This is a genomic window from Nocardia sp. NPDC050406, assembly GCF_044459025.1.
In the GTDB taxonomy this organism is placed as follows: Bacteria; Actinomycetota; Actinomycetes; order Mycobacteriales; family Mycobacteriaceae; genus Nocardia.
The window spans coordinates 1,364,597-1,380,646 of sequence record NZ_JBITIM010000001.1; the positions used below are offsets into that span (position 1 = coordinate 1,364,597).

Consider the following 16,050-nt stretch of genomic DNA (forward strand, 5'->3'; position numbering starts at 1 on the left):
CGATATCTCAGCCGCGCGCGGCCAGCTCTGTCAGCAGTGCTTCGCGTTGCGCGGCAGGCCGTTTGGGGCAGCTGGTGCACATCTCGCAGCCGGGCACCTCGAAGACCAGGCAGCAGGAGATGCGGCGGACGAAGGTGCGGGGTCCGATGTCGGTGAAACGCGGCACCGGCAGACGGCCCGCGACATCCCGGGCGAGCCGCGCACCCGCCTCCTGCGCCCCGGCGTCGAGGGCGCGATTGCCGATGGCGTCGGCGACGATGGCCCACAGCGCGGCGACGCCCGCGCCGGAGACCTCGGCGACCACGGGAATGACCTGGGAGAGCGTGTGGCGCAGCGCGTGTCCGGCGGAGTCGACGTGCGAGGTGTCCGCGGCCGCGTCGAGCGGCAGGCCGACCAGCGGCTCGGTCACCTCGTCCGGAATCGGAAGATCGGTGTCGCGCAGCGGCAGCACCCGTTCGACGCCGCCGTCCGGCCGGATCTCGCAGGCGAGGTGCGCGAGATCGGCGGCGGGCGCGGGCGCACCGGTCGCGTACGCGGTGACGATCGGCGTGACCAGCGAAGACGCCGCCATACACCACCACAGTGTCCCGGCCACCCGAGAATCCGAAGTCCCCCAGCTGATCCCCATATCGGCGATCCGTTCGGCGAGCCACTCGGGCCGCAGCAGTTCGCTCGCGGGCACGAGGCCCGCGGTCACTGGAACACTGGACTGCGCAACGGTTCCCATTCGACTCCGATCCAGCCGCCGATCATTCCGAAGGTGCCGAGCAACCACAGCGTCGCGACCACAATGGCCGCCGTGGCGAACGCGGCCAGTCCACGCACCACCACCCCGCGAGCCGAGTACCAGTCCATGACCCGCCGGTACCGCCCACGCGTCCAGTGCAGAGCCCGATGCGCCCACACGAATTCGGTGGCCAGAATCCCCAGCCCCGCGAAAACGATCAACCACCCCGGCCCCGGATACGGAATAGCCAATATCCCCAGCGCCAGCACCGCCACACCCAACACACCCACCGCGATCCGGTAAGCGAGGTTCAGCGTAGGGCGTTCGGCCACGGCGTCACGCAAGGCGCGCCAGCGAGTCGGAGCGGTCAACACACCGCCAGCGTACTGAGTCGAGCACGGAAGAGGGAGTTTCCCGATTTCAGCAACGTTTCCGGACAGCGCCACGACCGATCTTGCAGACTGCGACGTGTCACCTTCTCGACCGGTCGGAGGAATTCATCGTGAATGGCACACAGCAGGGCGAACAAGCGAAGCGGTGGAACAGTCATGCCGGGCGGGCGTGGGCGGAGATGCAGGGGTTGTTGGACGGGATGTTCGCTGAGGTCGAGAAGGTGCTTGTGGCAACGGTTTCGGGGCGGCGGGTGTTGGATGTGGGGTGTGGGACGGGGGGTACGACGTTGGCGGTCGCGCGGGCGATCGGTGGGGAGGCGGAGTGTGTGGGGGTCGATATTTCCGAGGCGGTGGTGGAGTTCGCTCGGGGGCGGGCGGAGCGGGAAGGGGTGCGGGCGGAGTTCGTGCGGGCCGATGCGCAGGAGTACGGGTTCGAGGCGGGGCGGTTCGACATGGTTGTTTCGCGGTTCGGGGTGATGTTCTTCGAGGATCCGGTGCGGGCGTTCGCGAATCTGCGTGGGGCCGTGCGGGATGGTGGCGAATTGGCGTGTGTGGTGTGGCGGGCCGCCGAGGAGAATCCGTTCATGACGACGGCGGAGCGGGCGGCCGCGCCGCTGTTGGAGTTGCCGGAGCGGGTGCCGGACGCGCCGGGGCAGTTCGGGTTCGCTGATCGCGAGCGGGTGCGCGGCATTCTCGAGGAGAGTGGGTGGTCGGATATCGATATCTCGCCGGTCGATATCCCGTGTGCCATTCCGGAGCCGGATCTGCTGCGCTATCTGCGTCGCATGGGGCCGGTGGGGCTCGCCTTGCAGGGGCTCGACGAGCAGACCCGGGACCGGGTGATCGAGACGGTGCGGCCCGCCTTCGATCCCTTCGTGCGGGACGGGGAGGTCCGTTATACGGCCGCGTGCTGGCTGGTGCGGGCGGCGTCCAAGGCCGCCAAGTAGCCGAAGACCAGGGCGGGGCCGATGGTCGCGCCGGGTCCGGCGTAGGTGTGGCCCATGACCGGGGAGCTGGTGTTGCCCGCGGCGTAGAGGCCCTCGATGACCGAGCCGTCGGCGCGCAGGGCGCGCGCGTGCGTGTCGATGTCTATGCCGCCCTTGGTGCCGAGGTCCGCGGGGATCATGCGGGCGGCGTAGAACGGCGGATCGGTCAGTTCTCCGAGGCTGGGGTTGGGCCGGTTGGTGATGTCGCCGTAGTAGTGGTCGTATTTGCTCTGTCCGCGTCCGAAGTCGAAGTCCACGCCGGTGCGGGCATGACCGTTGAAGCGGTGAACGGTGGCGGTGAGTGCGTCGGCCGGGATACCGAGGGCCTCGGCCAGCCCGGAGATGCTGTCGGCGGTGATGATGGCCCCGGACCGCAGCCAGGAGCGCGGGAGCGGCTGGCGCGCGGGCACGCCCGCGAACATGTACCGATTGCGGTAGGTCTGGTCGAAGATCAGCCAGGCGGGCAGGTTCTCGGCCGGGCCCTCACCGCGACCGTGCTCGCCGCCGAACATGCGGTGCGTGGCCTCGACATACGGCAGCGATTCGTTCATGAACCGCACACCTCGGTCGTTGACGATGAGGCTGCGCGGCAGCGACCGTTCGGCCAGCGCGAACCACGGCCCCTTCGGCAGCGGGATCGACGGCGCCCACCAGGCATCGTCCATGAAGGAGACGGCCGCGCCGAGGCGCTGCGCGGCGGTGATCCCATCGCCGGTATTGGTCGGCGCGCCCAGCGTGGATTCGGCGGAAACCGGTGCGCGATGGTACTTCTCGCGCATCCGCTGATTGTTGTCGAACCCGCCGCAGGCCAACACCACGCCGCGCCGCGTTCGCAGAGTCGTTGTCGCCCCGCCGCTGTCGAGTACGACACCCACCACCCGCTCCCCCTCGACGATCAGCTCGGTCATGGCCGTGTTCAACCGAACCGGTACCCCCGCCGCCCGCACCCCGAGCATCAGTTCACCCATGAGCGCCGAGCCCAGTCCGATCAGCCGCTGCCGCCGCAGCCTGCCGAGGAAGGTGCGCGCACCGATCCGCAGCATTCGGTGCGGTCCTCGCCAATGCCGGAAACCGGTACTCAGCCAACGGTATTCACCTTGCTTCAACACCACACCTAGCGGCGCCTCGGCGTAGGACGGATGCAGGGTGGCGAAGTCCTCCCCCAGCGCCCGCGCGTCGAACGGCGAGGGTTCACAGGACCGCCCCGTCGCCCGCCCGCCGGGAGCCTCGGGAAGATAGTCCGAGTACCCGTCCACCCATTCCAGCCGCAGCGCCGAATTCGCGATCAGAAATTCCAGAGCCTCGGGCCCCCGGTCGATGTAGGTGTCGATCAGCGCCCGGTCCACCTCGTCACCCACAATGCTGGCGAGATAGGTGCGCGCCGCCTCGAGGTCATCGGCCGGAGCCTGTCGTCGCAGCACCGAATTCCCCGGAATCCACACCCCACCACCGGATCTCGCCGACGAGCCGCCCCAAAACCGCGATTTCTCCACGATGACGGTGGACAGTCCGTGCCGTGCCGCCGTGATGGCCGCCGCCATGCCCGCCGCACCCGATCCGACGACCACCACGTCGACCTCGGTGTCGATTACGTTGTCGTACCGCATATTTCACGCTCGCTGTGTTCTGTTGTCGGTTTTCCATCGGTCGTCGAGCACCGCCGCGAGCGCGCCCTCCACACATACCGCGAGCGTCGCCCCCCGGTTGTTCGGGCTGCGCAGCCATTGCAGATAGCCGTATTCGGCGGCGGCGAGCATCAGATGCACCAGCAGTCCGGGATTGCTGTCGGTCTCGGGATCGCGCGACATTCGTTGCGCCACAAGCTCGACCAAGCGCTCGCGATGCTCGGGCGTAATCAGCGCCACCCGCTCCAGCAGATGCGGCGCGGTCCGAAACGCCGCCCGCCACTGCTCCAGTTCGGCGGCCGCCAGGGTGGTCGATCGCGTCATGATCGCCTGTGCCAGCGCCACATCCGCCGCTTCGGACCCGGGACGCTCCTCGAGCAGCGTCGCGATTCCCGCACCGCCCTCCCGCACCGGATCCAACAGCAGATCCTCTTTACTGCGCACATGCCGGAAGTACGTACTCGGCGACACTCCCGCCGCGGCGGCGATCTGCTCGGTCGTCACGGCGTCGAATCCATCGCGCGCGAACAGCTCGAACGCCGCGTGTTGGATCTCGGCCCGAATCTGCCTGCGCTGCCGCTCACGTAGTGACATCGGCACTCCTCCCACTCGATGGTGAGAGTATCTTCATTTGTGACAGTAACTGTCAAGGGCAGACTTGCTGTCACACAGCCGAATACACGAAACGGGGCGCGGATTCGTGAGAATCCGCGCCCCGTGTGGAGACCGCGAGGGTTAGACCGTGGCTAGCTCCAGCTCCGGGTCGTCGATCTCGGCAATGCCGTCGGCCGTCACCTCGAGCACCCGCGCGGTGGCGATGTCGAAGAACAGACCGGACACCTTGACGCCGCGGTCGAGGACGGCCTGGCGCACCACCGGGTGTGTGAGCAGCGTCTCGACCTGGACCGCGACATTCACCATGCTCAGCTGGTCGGTCTCGTCGAATCCCGCCTCGGCGGCGGCGCGGGCCACCGGATGTCCGAGTCGGAAGCGATCGAGGCTGGGCAGGGCGTAGCCGAGCCAATCGCCCAGGCCCGGTCCGGCCGGGACCCCGGCGCGCAAGGCCTTCATGGCGCCGCATCCGGAGTGACCGCACACCACCAGGTTGTCGACCCCCAGTTCCTGCAGCGCGAAGGTCAGTCCGGCCTCCAGCGAGGTGTCGCGCCCGTAGGACGGCACCAGATTGCCGACATTGCGGACGGTGAACAGATCACCCGGGCCGCTGTTGGTGATGACATTGGGCACGATGCGCGAATCGGCACAGGTCAGGAAGAACGAATGCGGTTCCTGCCCATCGCGTAGCTCATCGAGGTGCGGGCGCACCACATGCGCGTTGCGCCGGTGGTAGGCCGCCACACCCGCCGTGATCGGATCGCGGTCGGAGTCGTCACGCCACGGGCGCAACACCTCGTCGAGCAGCTCCCGAGCCCGGCCGCGCTTGGGCGGTCCGGCGGTGGCGTGCTCCATGGGCGCGGTGCCCAGCTCCACGAATTCGACCGTGCCGCCGGTGCTCTCGTGCTGGCTGGCCCAATCGTGCATGGCCTCGTAGGCGGCGTGGTCGAGGAAGTCGACGCTCAGCTCCATGAGCACGACGGTGCCGCCGGGCACCTTGGCCAGCTCGGCGGAGAGCTTGGGCAGTGCGAGGAAGGTGCAGGTGCCCTCGACCTTCACCAGCCAGCGGTCACCGTCCACCTCCTCGGCGGTCACGTGCACCCGCACCACGCGCCACAGCAGCAGCGCGAAGGCCAGCCCCAGACCGATGAGCACACCCTCGAGCAGGTTCAGGAACACCACGCCCGCGACGGTGACGCCGTAGACGAGCAGATCACCGGTGCGGTGCGCGAGCCGAATGTGGGCGAGCTTCACCAGCTGCGCGCCGACCACGATGAGCAGACCGGCCAGCGCCGCCTTCGGAATCTGTTGCACCACACCGACGAGCGCGATGGAGAACACCAGGATCCAGATGCCGTGCAGCAGCGCGGAGTTCTTGGTGCGCGCTCCGGCCTGCACATTGGAGGCGCTGCGCACGATCACGCCGGTGACCGGCAGACCACCCAGCAGACCCGAGGTGACGTTGGCGGCGCCCTGGGCCATCAGCTCCTTGTCGAAATTGGTGCGCGGCCCGGTGTGCATCTTGTCGACCGCGACCGCGCACAGCAGGCTCTCCACACTGGCGATGAGCGCGATGGTCACCACCGCGAGCACGAGCGCGCCCCAGTTGCCGGACGGGATCTCCGGCAGGCCGATCGCGTCGAACAGCGAGCCGCTCAGCGCGATGCGCTCCACATTGCCGGGGACCACGAGCGAGAGCACGGTGCCGACGAGCACCGCCACCAGCGGTCCGGGTACCACGCGGATCTTGGCGGGCAGATACTTCCAGCCCAGCATGATGGCGATCACCACGCCGCCGATGAGGAAGTCGTCACCGTGCAGATTCAGCAGCTGCGAAGGCAGTTCGGTGACGTTCTTCAGCGCCGTGCTGTGCGAGGACCCGCCGAGCAGCACATGCACCTGCTGCAGCGCGATGGTGATGCCGATACCGGCGAGCATGGCGTGCACCACCACCGGCGCGATGGCCAGCGCGGCGCGGGCGATTCGACTGAGCCCGAACAGGATTTGCAGCACACCGGCCGCGGCGGTGATGAAACAGGCTGTCTTCCAGCCGAATTGGTTGATGGTCTCGGCGACCACCACGGTCAGACCGGCGGCGGGACCGCTGACCTGCAAGGGGGATCCGCCGAGAATGCCGACCACCACGCCGCCGACCACCGCGGCGATCAGACCGGCGGCAATGGGCGCGTCGGAGGCGACGGCGATACCGAGGGACAGGGGCAAAGCTACGAGGAACACCACGAGCGACGCGGGCAAGTCGTGGCGAAACAGCGTCTGCCAGCGGGACTCGCCCGGGCTCGGCTGCACGGAAGTGTCGGACATACTTCTCCTTCACCAGGTCTGACGAGGACCCGGACGATGTCGAACAAGGGCATCGAGGAGGCGCTGTGGACGGCATTGGCCACAAGATCGCCGGGAAGTGAAGGCAAGACTAAGAGTAAAGACTAAGCAAAGCCTGAGAAAACATGCGCCACAATGAAAAACATGCGTGAACTTCGCGTATCCACGCCCGGTTTTCTAGGCGGGTTGTGCAGAAACGCGACGTCCGAGGTCTGCTATCTCGGCGAGGCCGTCGATAGTGACCTCCACCACCCGGGCGGTCGCGATATCGAAGAACAGGCCCGACACCACCACGCCGCGCTCCTCGACCCCACGCCGCACGACCGGGTGCAGATGCAGCGTCTCCAGTTGCACCGCCACGTTCACCATGGCGAGTTGATCGATCGGCCCGAACCCCGCGGCCGCCGCCGCGGCGGCCACCGGATGCCCGAGCCGATAGCGGTCCAGGCTGGGTCGCGCCTTGGCCAACCACGCATCCAGGTCCGAGCCCGACACCGCCTCCGCGAACAGCGCCTGCATGGCCCCGCAACCGGAGTGCCCGCACACCACCACCGAGCGGATATCGAGCTTGTCGAGGGCGTAGACCAGCGCGGCCTCGATGGAGGCGTCGCTGCCGTCCGCGGGCACCAGATTGCCGACATTGCGCACGGTGAACAGGTCACCCGGCCCGCTGTGGGTGATGACATTCGGGACGATCCGCGAATCCGCGCAGGTGAGAAAGACCGAGTGCGGGTCCTGGCCGTCACGCAGCCCGCCGAGGTGCGGGCGCACCACATGGGCGTGGCTGCGGTGGTATTCGGCAATGCCGACGACGATCGGATCGGCGGGCCGCGCGGTGCGCCGCCAGGGGCCGAGCACCTCGTCGAGCATGCGCCGGGCATCGGCGCGCGCGGGCGGGCCGATGACGGCGGTAGCCATGCGCACCGGGCCCATCTCCACGAATTCGACTGTGCCGCCGGTGCTCTCGTGCTGACGCGCCCAATCCTGAATGGCCTCGCAGGCGGCGTGGTCGAGGAAGTCGACGCTCAACTCCACCAGCACATCCGCCCCGGCGGGCACCTTCGCGAACTGACCGGAGAGCCGGGGCAGCGCGAGGAAGGTGCAGGTGCCCTCGATACTCACCATCCACTTGCCGGTATCGGGCACCGACATGGCGGTGACCGTCACCCGCACCACCCGCCACAGCAGCAGCGCGAAGGCGATGCCCAGACCGATCAGCACGCCTTCGAGGAGATTGAGGAACACCACGCCCACCACGGTCGCGGCGTAGACGACGAGATCGCCCGTGCGGTGCGCGAGCCGGATATCGGCCAGCTTCACCAGCTGAATGCCGACGACGATGAGCAGACCCGCGAGGGCGGCGGTGGGTATCTGCTGCACCAAGCCCACGAGGGCCACCGAGAACACGAGCAACCACACCCCGTGCATGACCGCCGAGGCCCGCGAGCGCGCGCCCGCCCGCACATTGGTGGCACTGCGCACGATGACGCCGGTGACCGGCAATCCGCCGAGCAGGCCCGAGGTCATATTGGCGGTGCCCTGCGCCACCAGTTCGCGGTCGAAATTGGTGCGCGGACCACTGTGCATCTTGTCGACGGCCACCGCCGAGAGCAGGCTCTCCACGCTCGCGATGAGCGCGATGGTCAGCACCGCGAGGGCGACCGCACCCCAGTTCCCGTGTGGAATCTCGGGGAGCCCGATGGCGTCGAACAGCGAGCCGTTCAACACGATTCGCTCCACCTGGCCCGGCAGCGCCAGCGACAGTACGGTCGCGGCGACCACGGCCACCAGCGGTCCGGGCACCGCCCGCAGCGGGCGCGGCAGGTACTTCCACCCGACCATGATCACGATGACCAGCCCGCCGATGAGCACCGCGGGCCCGTGCATGTTCACCAGCTGCCCGGGCAGCTGCGTGATGTTCTGCAGCGCGGTGCTGCCGGAGGACCCGCCGAGCAGCACATGCACCTGCTGCAGCGCGATGGTGATGCCGATACCGGCGAGCATGGCGTGCACCACCACCGGCGCGATGGCCAGCGCCGCGCGGGCGATTCGACTGAGCCCGAACAGGATTTGCAGCACACCGGCCGCAACGGTGATGAAACACGTTGTCTTCCAGCCGAATTGGTTGATGGTCTCGGCGACCACCACGGTCAGACCGGCGGCGGGACCGCTGACCTGTAGGACGGATCCCCCCAGCAGTCCCGCGACCACGCCGCCCACCACGGCGGCGATGAGGCCCGCGGCGACGGGAGCCCCTGAGGCGAGGGCGATTCCGAGCGAGAGCGGCAGCGCGACCAGGAACACCACGAGCGAGGCCGGAAGATCTTTGCGAAGCACCTCAGCGAGACCAGGAAGCGACGTCCGGGCTGCTTGTTCGGTGTCGGTGGACATATTTCTCCTTCGCCGAACCGACTGGGTCGATCCGGTTCATCGGTCAAACATGTACTGGCATCGAGAGCGGGCGGGCGAAGCTTTGAAGCGGGCCTACAACACAGGCCGTCCTAATCGTAAAGAGTCAGCAAAGACGGCGAAAAGGTTTTGCGCGGAAATACTGTCGCCGCTACCAAACTGTGACCTAGGACACTGCGGAGCGGTGCCGAATCGAAGCCCCGCGCGACCGTTCTAATTACCCGTATGACACCCGCGAGAGTCAGCCGCCGCAGTGCGCTGGGATTGGCCGCCGGACTGTCCCTGAGCCTGCTGATCCCGGGGCGCGCCGCGGCCGATCCGCGCATCTCCGGCCTGCGCTACACCCTGACCTCGTTCACCAACGACAGCGAAACCGATTTGTACGTCTACGAATCCGGCGACGCCACCAACTTCCAACTGCTGCGCGCACAGGCCTACACCCCGCCGGGCGGACTGCTGCGCGACCCCAGCATGTTCCGCCATGTCGACGGCTCGTACTACCTCACGTACACGACCGGCTGGGAAGGCCACACCATCGGTTTCGCACGCAGCACCGACCGGCTCACCTGGACCCATCTCTACGACTACGACGTTCCGATGCCCGACATCGTCAACTGCTGGGCCCCCGAATGGTTCATCGCCCCCGACGGCCGGGTCGGCGTGATCGTCTCGCTCTACCACGACCACCGCTTCACGCCGTATCTCATGACCGCCACCGACACCAGCCTGCGAACCTGGACGCCGCTGGCCCGCCTGGCGGGATTGGCGCCGCCGCCCGACGACACCGAATCGGACGGCTATATCGACACCACCGTCATCGTGCACAACGGCCGCTTCTACGCCTTCACCAAACAGGAGAGCACGAAGTTCGTGGAGCTCGCGGTGGCCGACGAGCCGACCGGGCCCTACAGCTTCATCGGCACCGGCGATTGGGCGGGCTGGGGCGGTCCGCGCGAAGGACAGTCGGTCACTCGGCTGCCCGACGGCGGCTGGCGCATATTCCTCGACGCCTACCTCGAGGGCAAGTACTACTACAGCGACAGCTACGACGACTTCGCGACCTGGACGCCGCCGCGCGAACTACCCGGACTCTCCGGAATCGTCCGACACGGCACGATTTTCATCGAGAACGACGGACCAGCCACCACGCCGCACCCAGCGTGACGGCATAGACGATCACATAGGCGTTCATGAAGATCTGCGCGAACGGCCAGGTGGGCGGCAACAGGAAGACGCCGACCGACACCCAGGTCTCGGTGTACTGATAGGTCCAGGCGGCGACCGAGACGTACAGCGCGAGCGCCACCAGCCACCACCGCGGCGACCGCAGCGCCCGGTGCACGATGTACACCAGCAGCGGGACGAACCACACCCAGTGGTGTCCCCAGGAGAACGGGGAGATGGCGCAGGCGGTCATGCCGCTGAGGACCACTGCGAGCAGCCGCTCGCCGCGGTCGTAGAGCCGCTTGGCCAGCAGCGCGCCCGCCACCGCGCAGACACCGGCGACCAGCAGCCACAACCACACCGGCGGCGGATGGCCCATTACATGGGCGAGCGCACCGCGCAGCGACTGGTTGGACGGGTGCCCGTCGTCGGCGATGCGATCGGACTTCATGAAGGTCGACAGCCAGTACTGCCGGGAATCCGCGGGCAGCACCACCCAGGCCAGCGCGATGGTGGCGAGGAAGACCGCCGCCGCCGTCACCGCGGTGCGCCACTGCCGCAGCACCGCGAATTGGAAGATGAAGAATCCGGGCACCAGCTTGATTCCGGCCGCGATGCCAACGCCTGTGCCGCGCAGGCGATCTCCGTCGTCGCGCGAGAAGTCCCACAGCACGAGCAGCATCAGCATCAGGTTGATCTGCCCGTAGTACAGCGTGGTGCGCACCGGTTCGAGGAAGACGCAGCCCAGCGCCAGTAGCGCGCTCACCACGGTCAGTCGCGTGGTGGAGCGGTATCCGAGCATGCGGAAGGCCAAGCGGACGCAGGCGATGAGGACGAGCACATTCAGCGTCAGCCACACATTGGTGACATACGACCACGGCACCAACACGATCGGCAGGAACACGATCGTGGAGAAGGGCGTATAGGTGTAGAGCAGCCCGCGAATCGACGGTTCGGTGTAGAGCGGGCGATGTTCGAGAATCCGCAGCGCGCCGTCGCGGTACACGTGCGCGTCCAGTCCGCCGACGAGGAATCCGGCCTTGTCCAGCCAGGGATCCACCGTGGTCAGGAGCAGGGTCACCGAGAGGACGGCGAGGGCTCCCAGCAGGAAAATGGTTCCCCGAGAGCGCGGCAGCTCCTTTACGCGCTCCTCACCCACGGACGTTTACGTTAGCTAAGAGTCAGCGCGCGGGCATGACCAGGGTTCCGGGGTGTCCTATGGCGCTGGCCACACTCACGCGCTGGCGCGGCGAATTATGGTGAGCGGTATGTCCGATGTCGATGGTGCCGTCGTTTCCCAGCCGCCCGCGATTCCCGGTGTGCGGCGAACTTTCGTCGAGGCCCGGGGCGTGCGCTTCCATGTCACCGAATCCGGTGCGGCACAAGGGCGTCCGGTGCTCCTGTTGCACGGGTGGCCGCAGCACCACTACGCCTACCGCGATCTACTGGCCGATCCGCCGGAAGGTTTGCGCATCATCGCGCCGGATCTGCCCGGATACGGTTGGTCGGGTGCGCCGCCGCACCGATGGGCCAAGGAAGATGTGGCCTCCGATGTGCTGGCATTGCTGGATGCGTTGGGGGTGGGGCGAACTCTGCTCGTCGGACACGACTGGGGCGCGTATGTCGCCTACCGCATGGTGCTGCGCGAACCGGAACGCTTCGCGGGCTTCCTCGCCTTGAACATGGCGCATCCGTGGTCGCCGACGGGCACGGTGGCGAAACAGATGTGGCGATTCCTCGCCTACCAACCGCTCATCGCGACCTTCGGGGTGCCGTTGCAGCGGCGCACCGGATTCCTGAACCTGCTCATGCGCTCCGCGCTCACCGATCGTGGTGCGGTCGACGCCGAGACGGTGCGGGTTTTCGCCGACCGCTTCCGCGATCCCGTCTGCGCGCGGGCCGCCACCGACACCTATCGCACCTTCTGGCTGCGCGAGATCCCGCGTCTGGCAAGGCATCCCGAGCGCCGTCGGGTCACCGTTCCGATCCGCGCGCTCTTCGGTGTCGACGACGCCGCCGTGCATCATTCCCTGGCGGCCGCCGAGACGGCCCGCGCCGACGACTACACGTTCGAACCCGTCACGGGCTGTGGGCATTTCATCGTCGACGAGCGACCCGAACTGGTGCGCGCCCGGCTGGTCGAATTGGCGAACGCTACGTCGTAGCCCGGTTGCCCGGAAGTCGCTGTCGCGCCTGGTAGGTTCTCCCCGTTCGGTGATCTGCGGTGCGACGGTGGCGACTCTCGGAGGATCGAATGCGGCGCTCGACGGGCTGGATCGGGTTCGGAGCACTGCTTGTCGGAGGAGCGATCCTCTGCGGCGTCGCGACGCCCGCGCACGCCTCGCCACGCGGTGAGTCGCCGCGGCTGGAGGCCGCGAATCAGCGTGATGCCCGGGCGCGCGTCGCGGTCACCGGCGGCCGTCTCGTCCAGGACGGGCGGACCGGGATCGTGAGTGTGGTCGGCCGGGCGGGCACGGTGTACGCGTCGTTCATTCCCGAGGTCTACGTCGACGGCGTCCGGCGGCCGGTGATCGCCGTTATCGACGCGAGCGAGACTATCCTCACCGCCGTCGTGATGGAGGGGCTGCGGGAAGGCAACACCCTCGTCACCGCGGTAGCCGACCGCGGAACGGGCGCGGTCGACGCATGCACCCTGAAGGGCGAGGCCAACGCGTTGACCGGAGCCATTCAGGGAGCGCTGAGCGGCGCACTCCCCCAACGCCTTTCACTCGACGCGAGCACAGTGGTCACCCGCGCCGCCGTAGCGGGCGGCGCGGGTGTCTGGCGGGGTGATGCCGATGGCTGCGTCACCGGGCTGCGCAGGATCGCGGCCTAACGGCGCGCGCTGGTCGTCACCTCTTCACGCTCGGCGGGTTCGGCGAGGGCCTGGTCACGCAGCATGGTCAGGGTGCGCGAGAGGATGCGCGAGACCTGCATCTGCGAAATGCCCAGGCGATCGGCGATCTGGCTCTGGGTCATCGACCCGAAGTAGCGCCAGATCAGGATCTGCCGCTCGCGTTGCGGCAGCTGCGCGATCAGCGGCCGCACCGCCATGGAGTCCTCGAGCAGGTGGTAGCACGGATCGTCCGCGCCCAGGCGCTCCACCAGTGGGTAGGTTCCCGAATCCTCATCGGCCGCGGCGACGTCGAGCGAATCGGTGTCGTGGCAGTTGGCGGCGATCATGGCCCGGGTGACCTCGGTGACCTCGACCTCGAGTTCCGCCGCGAGTTCCCGCGCGGTCGGCATGCGATGCAGCCGCTGCGCCAGCACCTCGGTGGCGGGTCCGAGCCGCGCGTGGGTCTCCTTGATACCGCGCGAAACCCGTACCGCCCAGGTGCGATCACGGAAATGCCGCCGCACCTCACCCATGATGGTCGGGATCGCGAAGGACAGGAACTGCGCGCCGTGGGTGGGATCGAATCGATCCACGGCATGCATCAGCCCGACCCGTGCGGTCTGCACGAGATCGTCGAATTCCTCACCGCGCCTGGCGAATCGGCGCGCGATATGCTCGGCCAGCGGCAGCCCTCGCCGTACGATCTCCTCGCGTAGCTCGGCACGCTTCGGATCGTCTTCGGCCAAAGCCGCGAGCCTGCCGAACCACGGTTCCAAATTGTCGTAGCTGTCGCCCGTGTTCCTGGCATGAGACGCGAACGTGGTCGTCTGTGCAGGGGTCGACTCCGTCATCGGAACTCCTCGTTCCCTCCGACTTCACCGAACCGGCATCTTTCTGTACCGACCCGACGTATCAAGGGGAGTACCCCACTACCGACGTCGTCGAAACATTAATCATTTCGCGACTTTCCCTGCCTTGACGGCTGGAAACGCCGCGTCGACCGCTACCGGCCCTAACGGACGCCGCTCTTGCGCTGGTTGGCAATGAATCGGGCCTTCTTGTAGCGATTCCCGCAGGTGTTCATGTCACACCATTTCCTGGTGCGACTTTGGCTGGTGTCGAAGAACGCGGCCTGGCAGGTCGGCGAGGCGCACAAGGCCAATTTTCCATCACGTTCGCCCGCGATGATGCTGACGGCGTCGGCTGCGATAACGCCCAAGGCGTCTTCGACGCGGGAATCCGAGCTGAGTCGCCACTGCCGGTGGCCCTCGGGTGTCAGGACGGCCGCTGCCCGGCCTTCGATGCTGCGCTCGTTGATTACTCGGACGGCGGCGGCGGGAAGCGCGTCCTGGGTCGCGGCTGCGGTCGCGGCGGCGTGAATCGCTTCTCTCAGCTCCCGGGCGAGTTCGTGCTGTGCGGCGGTGCAGGAGTCGACCGCGAGGCCGCTCACCGCCAGCCAGTCCACGAGTCGCTGCGGTGTGGGGATGCGTTCCACGGGAGTGCCATGGCGCTCCGACAGCGTCCCCGTGAAGCTGGTCGCCAGCACGTTGCCGAGCCGAAAATCAGGAAACCCACCGCGCATGGAACCATCTTAGCTGGTTGCCGCCTGTCACAACGCCGTGTTAGAACCGTCTTAGCCGGTTCCACGTGACCAAGGAGGTCTCATGCCCCGCATCAGCGACGACGTACAACCGTTCGAAGCCCACGCGACCGACGCCGACCTCGAGGATCTGCGAGCGCGCTTGGCCGCGGCGCGACTGCCGGAGGCCGAGACGGTCCACCGCGCCGCACCCGACCCGCGCCGATGGGATCAGGGCGTGCCCCTCGCCGATCTCGTCGACCTCGTGGACTATTGGCGCACCGAGTACGACTGGCGGTCGTTCGAAGCCCGCCTCAACCGAATCGGCCAGTACCGCACGACCATCGATGGCCTCGGAATCCACTTCCTGCACCGCCGCTCCGAGCGCCCGGACGCCGTTCCGCTGATCCTGACGCATGGCTGGCCTGGCAGCGTCGCCGAATTCGTCGACATCGTGGAGGAGTTGGCGGACCCCTCAGACGCTGGCGCGCCAGCCTTCCACGTCGTCGCGCCGTCGTTGCCGGGCTTCGGGTACAGCGACAAACCGGCCACGACGGGATGGGGAATCGAGAAGATCGCCGCCGCCTGGGTGGAGCTGATGGGACGGCTCGGCTACGACAAGTTCCTCGCCCACGGCGGCGACTGGGGCGGCGTGATCACCACGGTCCTCGGCGGCAGATTCCCCGAACACGTCCTCGGCATCCACACACTGACCCCGCAGGCCCCGCCCGGACTGACGACCGACGGGCTGACGGCGGCCGAGATCGCATGGACCGAGGAGACCCGCGACTTCTGGGGCCACCGCGCGGCATACGCGAAACAGCAGGCGACACGGCCGCAGACCATCGGGTATTCGCTCGTCGACTCTCCGGTCGGGCTGCTCGCCTGGATACTCGACAAGTTCGCCGAGTGGACGGATACCGAGGACTCTCCGTTCGAGAGGGTTTCGCGGGACAGGATTCTCGATGACGTCACGCTGTACTGGTTGACGGGGACGGGTGCGTCGGCGGCTCGCATCTACTACGAAAGCCATGATTCGCTCGATCCGGAGTTGCGGGTTGAGGTTCCCTCGGCGCTCACTGTCTATCCGCGTGATGTCGAGAAGTGTCCGCGGGGTTGGGCGGAGCGGAGGTTTCGGGAGATCGTGTGGTGGGGGGTGCCTGAGGTCGGGGGGCATTTTCCGTCGTTGGAGGTGCCGGGGGAGTTCGTCGCTGATCTGCGGGGAGGGCTGGGGGCGGTGCTTGGTGTACGTGCGGTTTTGGAGCGTGGCCAATAAGGCGCTTCGCTGGCTACTGGGTGGCTTGTATAAGAGTTAAAGATTCAGTGTGGTTGCGTCGGGTGACTTTCCTGACTTGAGCTAACGCGACTTGGGAGCCTCGA

At 67.5% G+C, this 16,050-nt stretch carries 14 protein-coding genes; 5 read left to right on the plus strand and 9 right to left on the minus strand.

What is annotated here, in order from left to right; all coding sequences use genetic code 11:
• Positions 1–7 precede the first annotated feature (7 nt).
• Entirely contained in the window at positions 8–697 is a 690-nt protein-coding gene (locus tag ACIBH2_RS06480) for a (2Fe-2S)-binding protein (protein ID WP_397114137.1), read from the minus strand.
• Entirely contained in the window at positions 694–1,098 is a 405-nt protein-coding gene (locus ACIBH2_RS06485; RefSeq protein ID WP_397116850.1) for a TIGR02611 family protein, read from the minus strand. Before ACIBH2_RS06485 ends, ACIBH2_RS06480 begins: the two co-directional genes overlap by 4 nt.
• Positions 1,099–1,229: 131 nt before the next feature.
• Between ACIBH2_RS06485 and ACIBH2_RS06490 the strand changes: the two genes are divergently transcribed.
• Complete coding sequence (locus tag ACIBH2_RS06490) at positions 1,230–2,066, plus strand: class I SAM-dependent methyltransferase (RefSeq protein WP_397114139.1); 837 nt, start codon at positions 1,230–1,232, stop codon at positions 2,064–2,066.
• Here the strand turns inward: ACIBH2_RS06490 and kstD are convergent.
• The 4 genes from kstD to ACIBH2_RS06510 form a co-directional block, all read right to left on the minus strand.
• Entirely contained in the window at positions 2,015–3,712 is a 1,698-nt protein-coding gene (kstD, locus tag ACIBH2_RS06495; RefSeq protein WP_397114141.1) for a 3-oxosteroid 1-dehydrogenase, read from the minus strand. The genes ACIBH2_RS06490 and kstD overlap by 52 nt on opposite strands.
• Positions 3,713–3,715: 3 nt before the next feature.
• Positions 3,716–4,324: a TetR/AcrR family transcriptional regulator gene (locus ACIBH2_RS06500; RefSeq protein ID WP_397114143.1), complete on the minus strand. Its 609-nt coding sequence runs from the start codon at positions 4,322–4,324 to the stop codon at positions 3,716–3,718.
• A 141-nt stretch (positions 4,325–4,465) separates the two neighbouring features.
• Positions 4,466–6,664, minus strand: coding sequence for a SulP family inorganic anion transporter (locus ACIBH2_RS06505; RefSeq protein ID WP_397114145.1), 2,199 nt, complete (start codon positions 6,662–6,664; stop codon positions 4,466–4,468).
• A 195-nt stretch (positions 6,665–6,859) separates the two neighbouring features.
• Complete coding sequence (locus ACIBH2_RS06510; RefSeq protein WP_397114147.1) at positions 6,860–9,073, minus strand: SulP family inorganic anion transporter; 2,214 nt, start codon at positions 9,071–9,073, stop codon at positions 6,860–6,862.
• A 243-nt stretch (positions 9,074–9,316) separates the two neighbouring features.
• On the opposite strand from ACIBH2_RS06510, the gene ACIBH2_RS06515 reads away from it, so the two are divergent.
• Positions 9,317–10,255, plus strand: a complete 939-nt coding sequence (locus ACIBH2_RS06515; protein ID WP_397114149.1) for a glycoside hydrolase — start codon at positions 9,317–9,319, stop codon at positions 10,253–10,255.
• Here the strand turns inward: ACIBH2_RS06515 and ACIBH2_RS06520 are convergent.
• Positions 10,212–11,414 carry a glycosyltransferase 87 family protein gene (locus tag ACIBH2_RS06520; protein ID WP_397114151.1) on the minus strand — a complete coding sequence of 401 codons (1,203 nt, stop codon included), beginning with the start codon at positions 11,412–11,414 and terminating at the stop codon, positions 10,212–10,214. The genes ACIBH2_RS06515 and ACIBH2_RS06520 overlap by 44 nt on opposite strands.
• Positions 11,415–11,523: 109 nt before the next feature.
• Between ACIBH2_RS06520 and ACIBH2_RS06525 the strand changes: the two genes are divergently transcribed.
• Both ACIBH2_RS06525 and ACIBH2_RS06530 read left to right on the plus strand, forming a co-directional pair.
• Complete coding sequence (locus ACIBH2_RS06525; RefSeq protein ID WP_397114153.1) at positions 11,524–12,420, plus strand: alpha/beta fold hydrolase; 897 nt, start codon at positions 11,524–11,526, stop codon at positions 12,418–12,420.
• Positions 12,421–12,509: 89 nt separating this feature from the next.
• Positions 12,510–13,091: a hypothetical protein gene (locus ACIBH2_RS06530; protein ID WP_397114155.1), complete on the plus strand. Its 582-nt coding sequence runs from the start codon at positions 12,510–12,512 to the stop codon at positions 13,089–13,091.
• Here the strand turns inward: ACIBH2_RS06530 and ACIBH2_RS06535 are convergent.
• Positions 13,088–13,942, minus strand: a complete 855-nt coding sequence (locus ACIBH2_RS06535) for an RNA polymerase sigma factor SigF (RefSeq protein ID WP_397114157.1) — start codon at positions 13,940–13,942, stop codon at positions 13,088–13,090. The two genes, ACIBH2_RS06530 and ACIBH2_RS06535, sit on opposite strands and share 4 nt — an antisense overlap.
• A 161-nt stretch (positions 13,943–14,103) precedes the next feature.
• Entirely contained in the window at positions 14,104–14,673 is a 570-nt protein-coding gene (locus ACIBH2_RS06540) for a CGNR zinc finger domain-containing protein (RefSeq protein ID WP_397114159.1), read from the minus strand.
• 82 nt (positions 14,674–14,755) lie between these two features.
• On the opposite strand from ACIBH2_RS06540, the gene ACIBH2_RS06545 reads away from it, so the two are divergent.
• Positions 14,756–15,946: an epoxide hydrolase family protein gene (locus tag ACIBH2_RS06545; RefSeq protein WP_397114161.1), complete on the plus strand. Its 1,191-nt coding sequence runs from the start codon at positions 14,756–14,758 to the stop codon at positions 15,944–15,946.
• Positions 15,947–16,050: the final 104 nt, after the last annotated feature.

Coding starts and splice junctions, on each gene's coding strand:
- ACIBH2_RS06510 (WP_397114147.1), bottom strand. CDS start 9,073: ATGTCCACCGACACCGAACAAGCAGCCCGGACGTCGCTTCCTGGTCTC.
- ACIBH2_RS06540 (WP_397114159.1), bottom strand. CDS start 14,673: ATGCGCGGTGGGTTTCCTGATTTTCGGCTCGGCAACGTGCTGGCGACC.
- ACIBH2_RS06515 (WP_397114149.1), top strand. CDS start 9,317: ATGACACCCGCGAGAGTCAGCCGCCGCAGTGCGCTGGGATTGGCCGCC.
- ACIBH2_RS06545 (WP_397114161.1), top strand. CDS start 14,756: ATGCCCCGCATCAGCGACGACGTACAACCGTTCGAAGCCCACGCGACC.
- ACIBH2_RS06525 (WP_397114153.1), top strand. CDS start 11,524: ATGTCCGATGTCGATGGTGCCGTCGTTTCCCAGCCGCCCGCGATTCCC.
- ACIBH2_RS06530 (WP_397114155.1), top strand. CDS start 12,510: ATGCGGCGCTCGACGGGCTGGATCGGGTTCGGAGCACTGCTTGTCGGA.
- ACIBH2_RS06505 (WP_397114145.1), bottom strand. CDS start 6,664: ATGTCCGACACTTCCGTGCAGCCGAGCCCGGGCGAGTCCCGCTGGCAG.
- ACIBH2_RS06535 (WP_397114157.1), bottom strand. CDS start 13,942: ATGACGGAGTCGACCCCTGCACAGACGACCACGTTCGCGTCTCATGCC.
- kstD (WP_397114141.1), bottom strand. CDS start 3,712: ATGCGGTACGACAACGTAATCGACACCGAGGTCGACGTGGTGGTCGTC.
- ACIBH2_RS06500 (WP_397114143.1), bottom strand. CDS start 4,324: ATGTCACTACGTGAGCGGCAGCGCAGGCAGATTCGGGCCGAGATCCAA.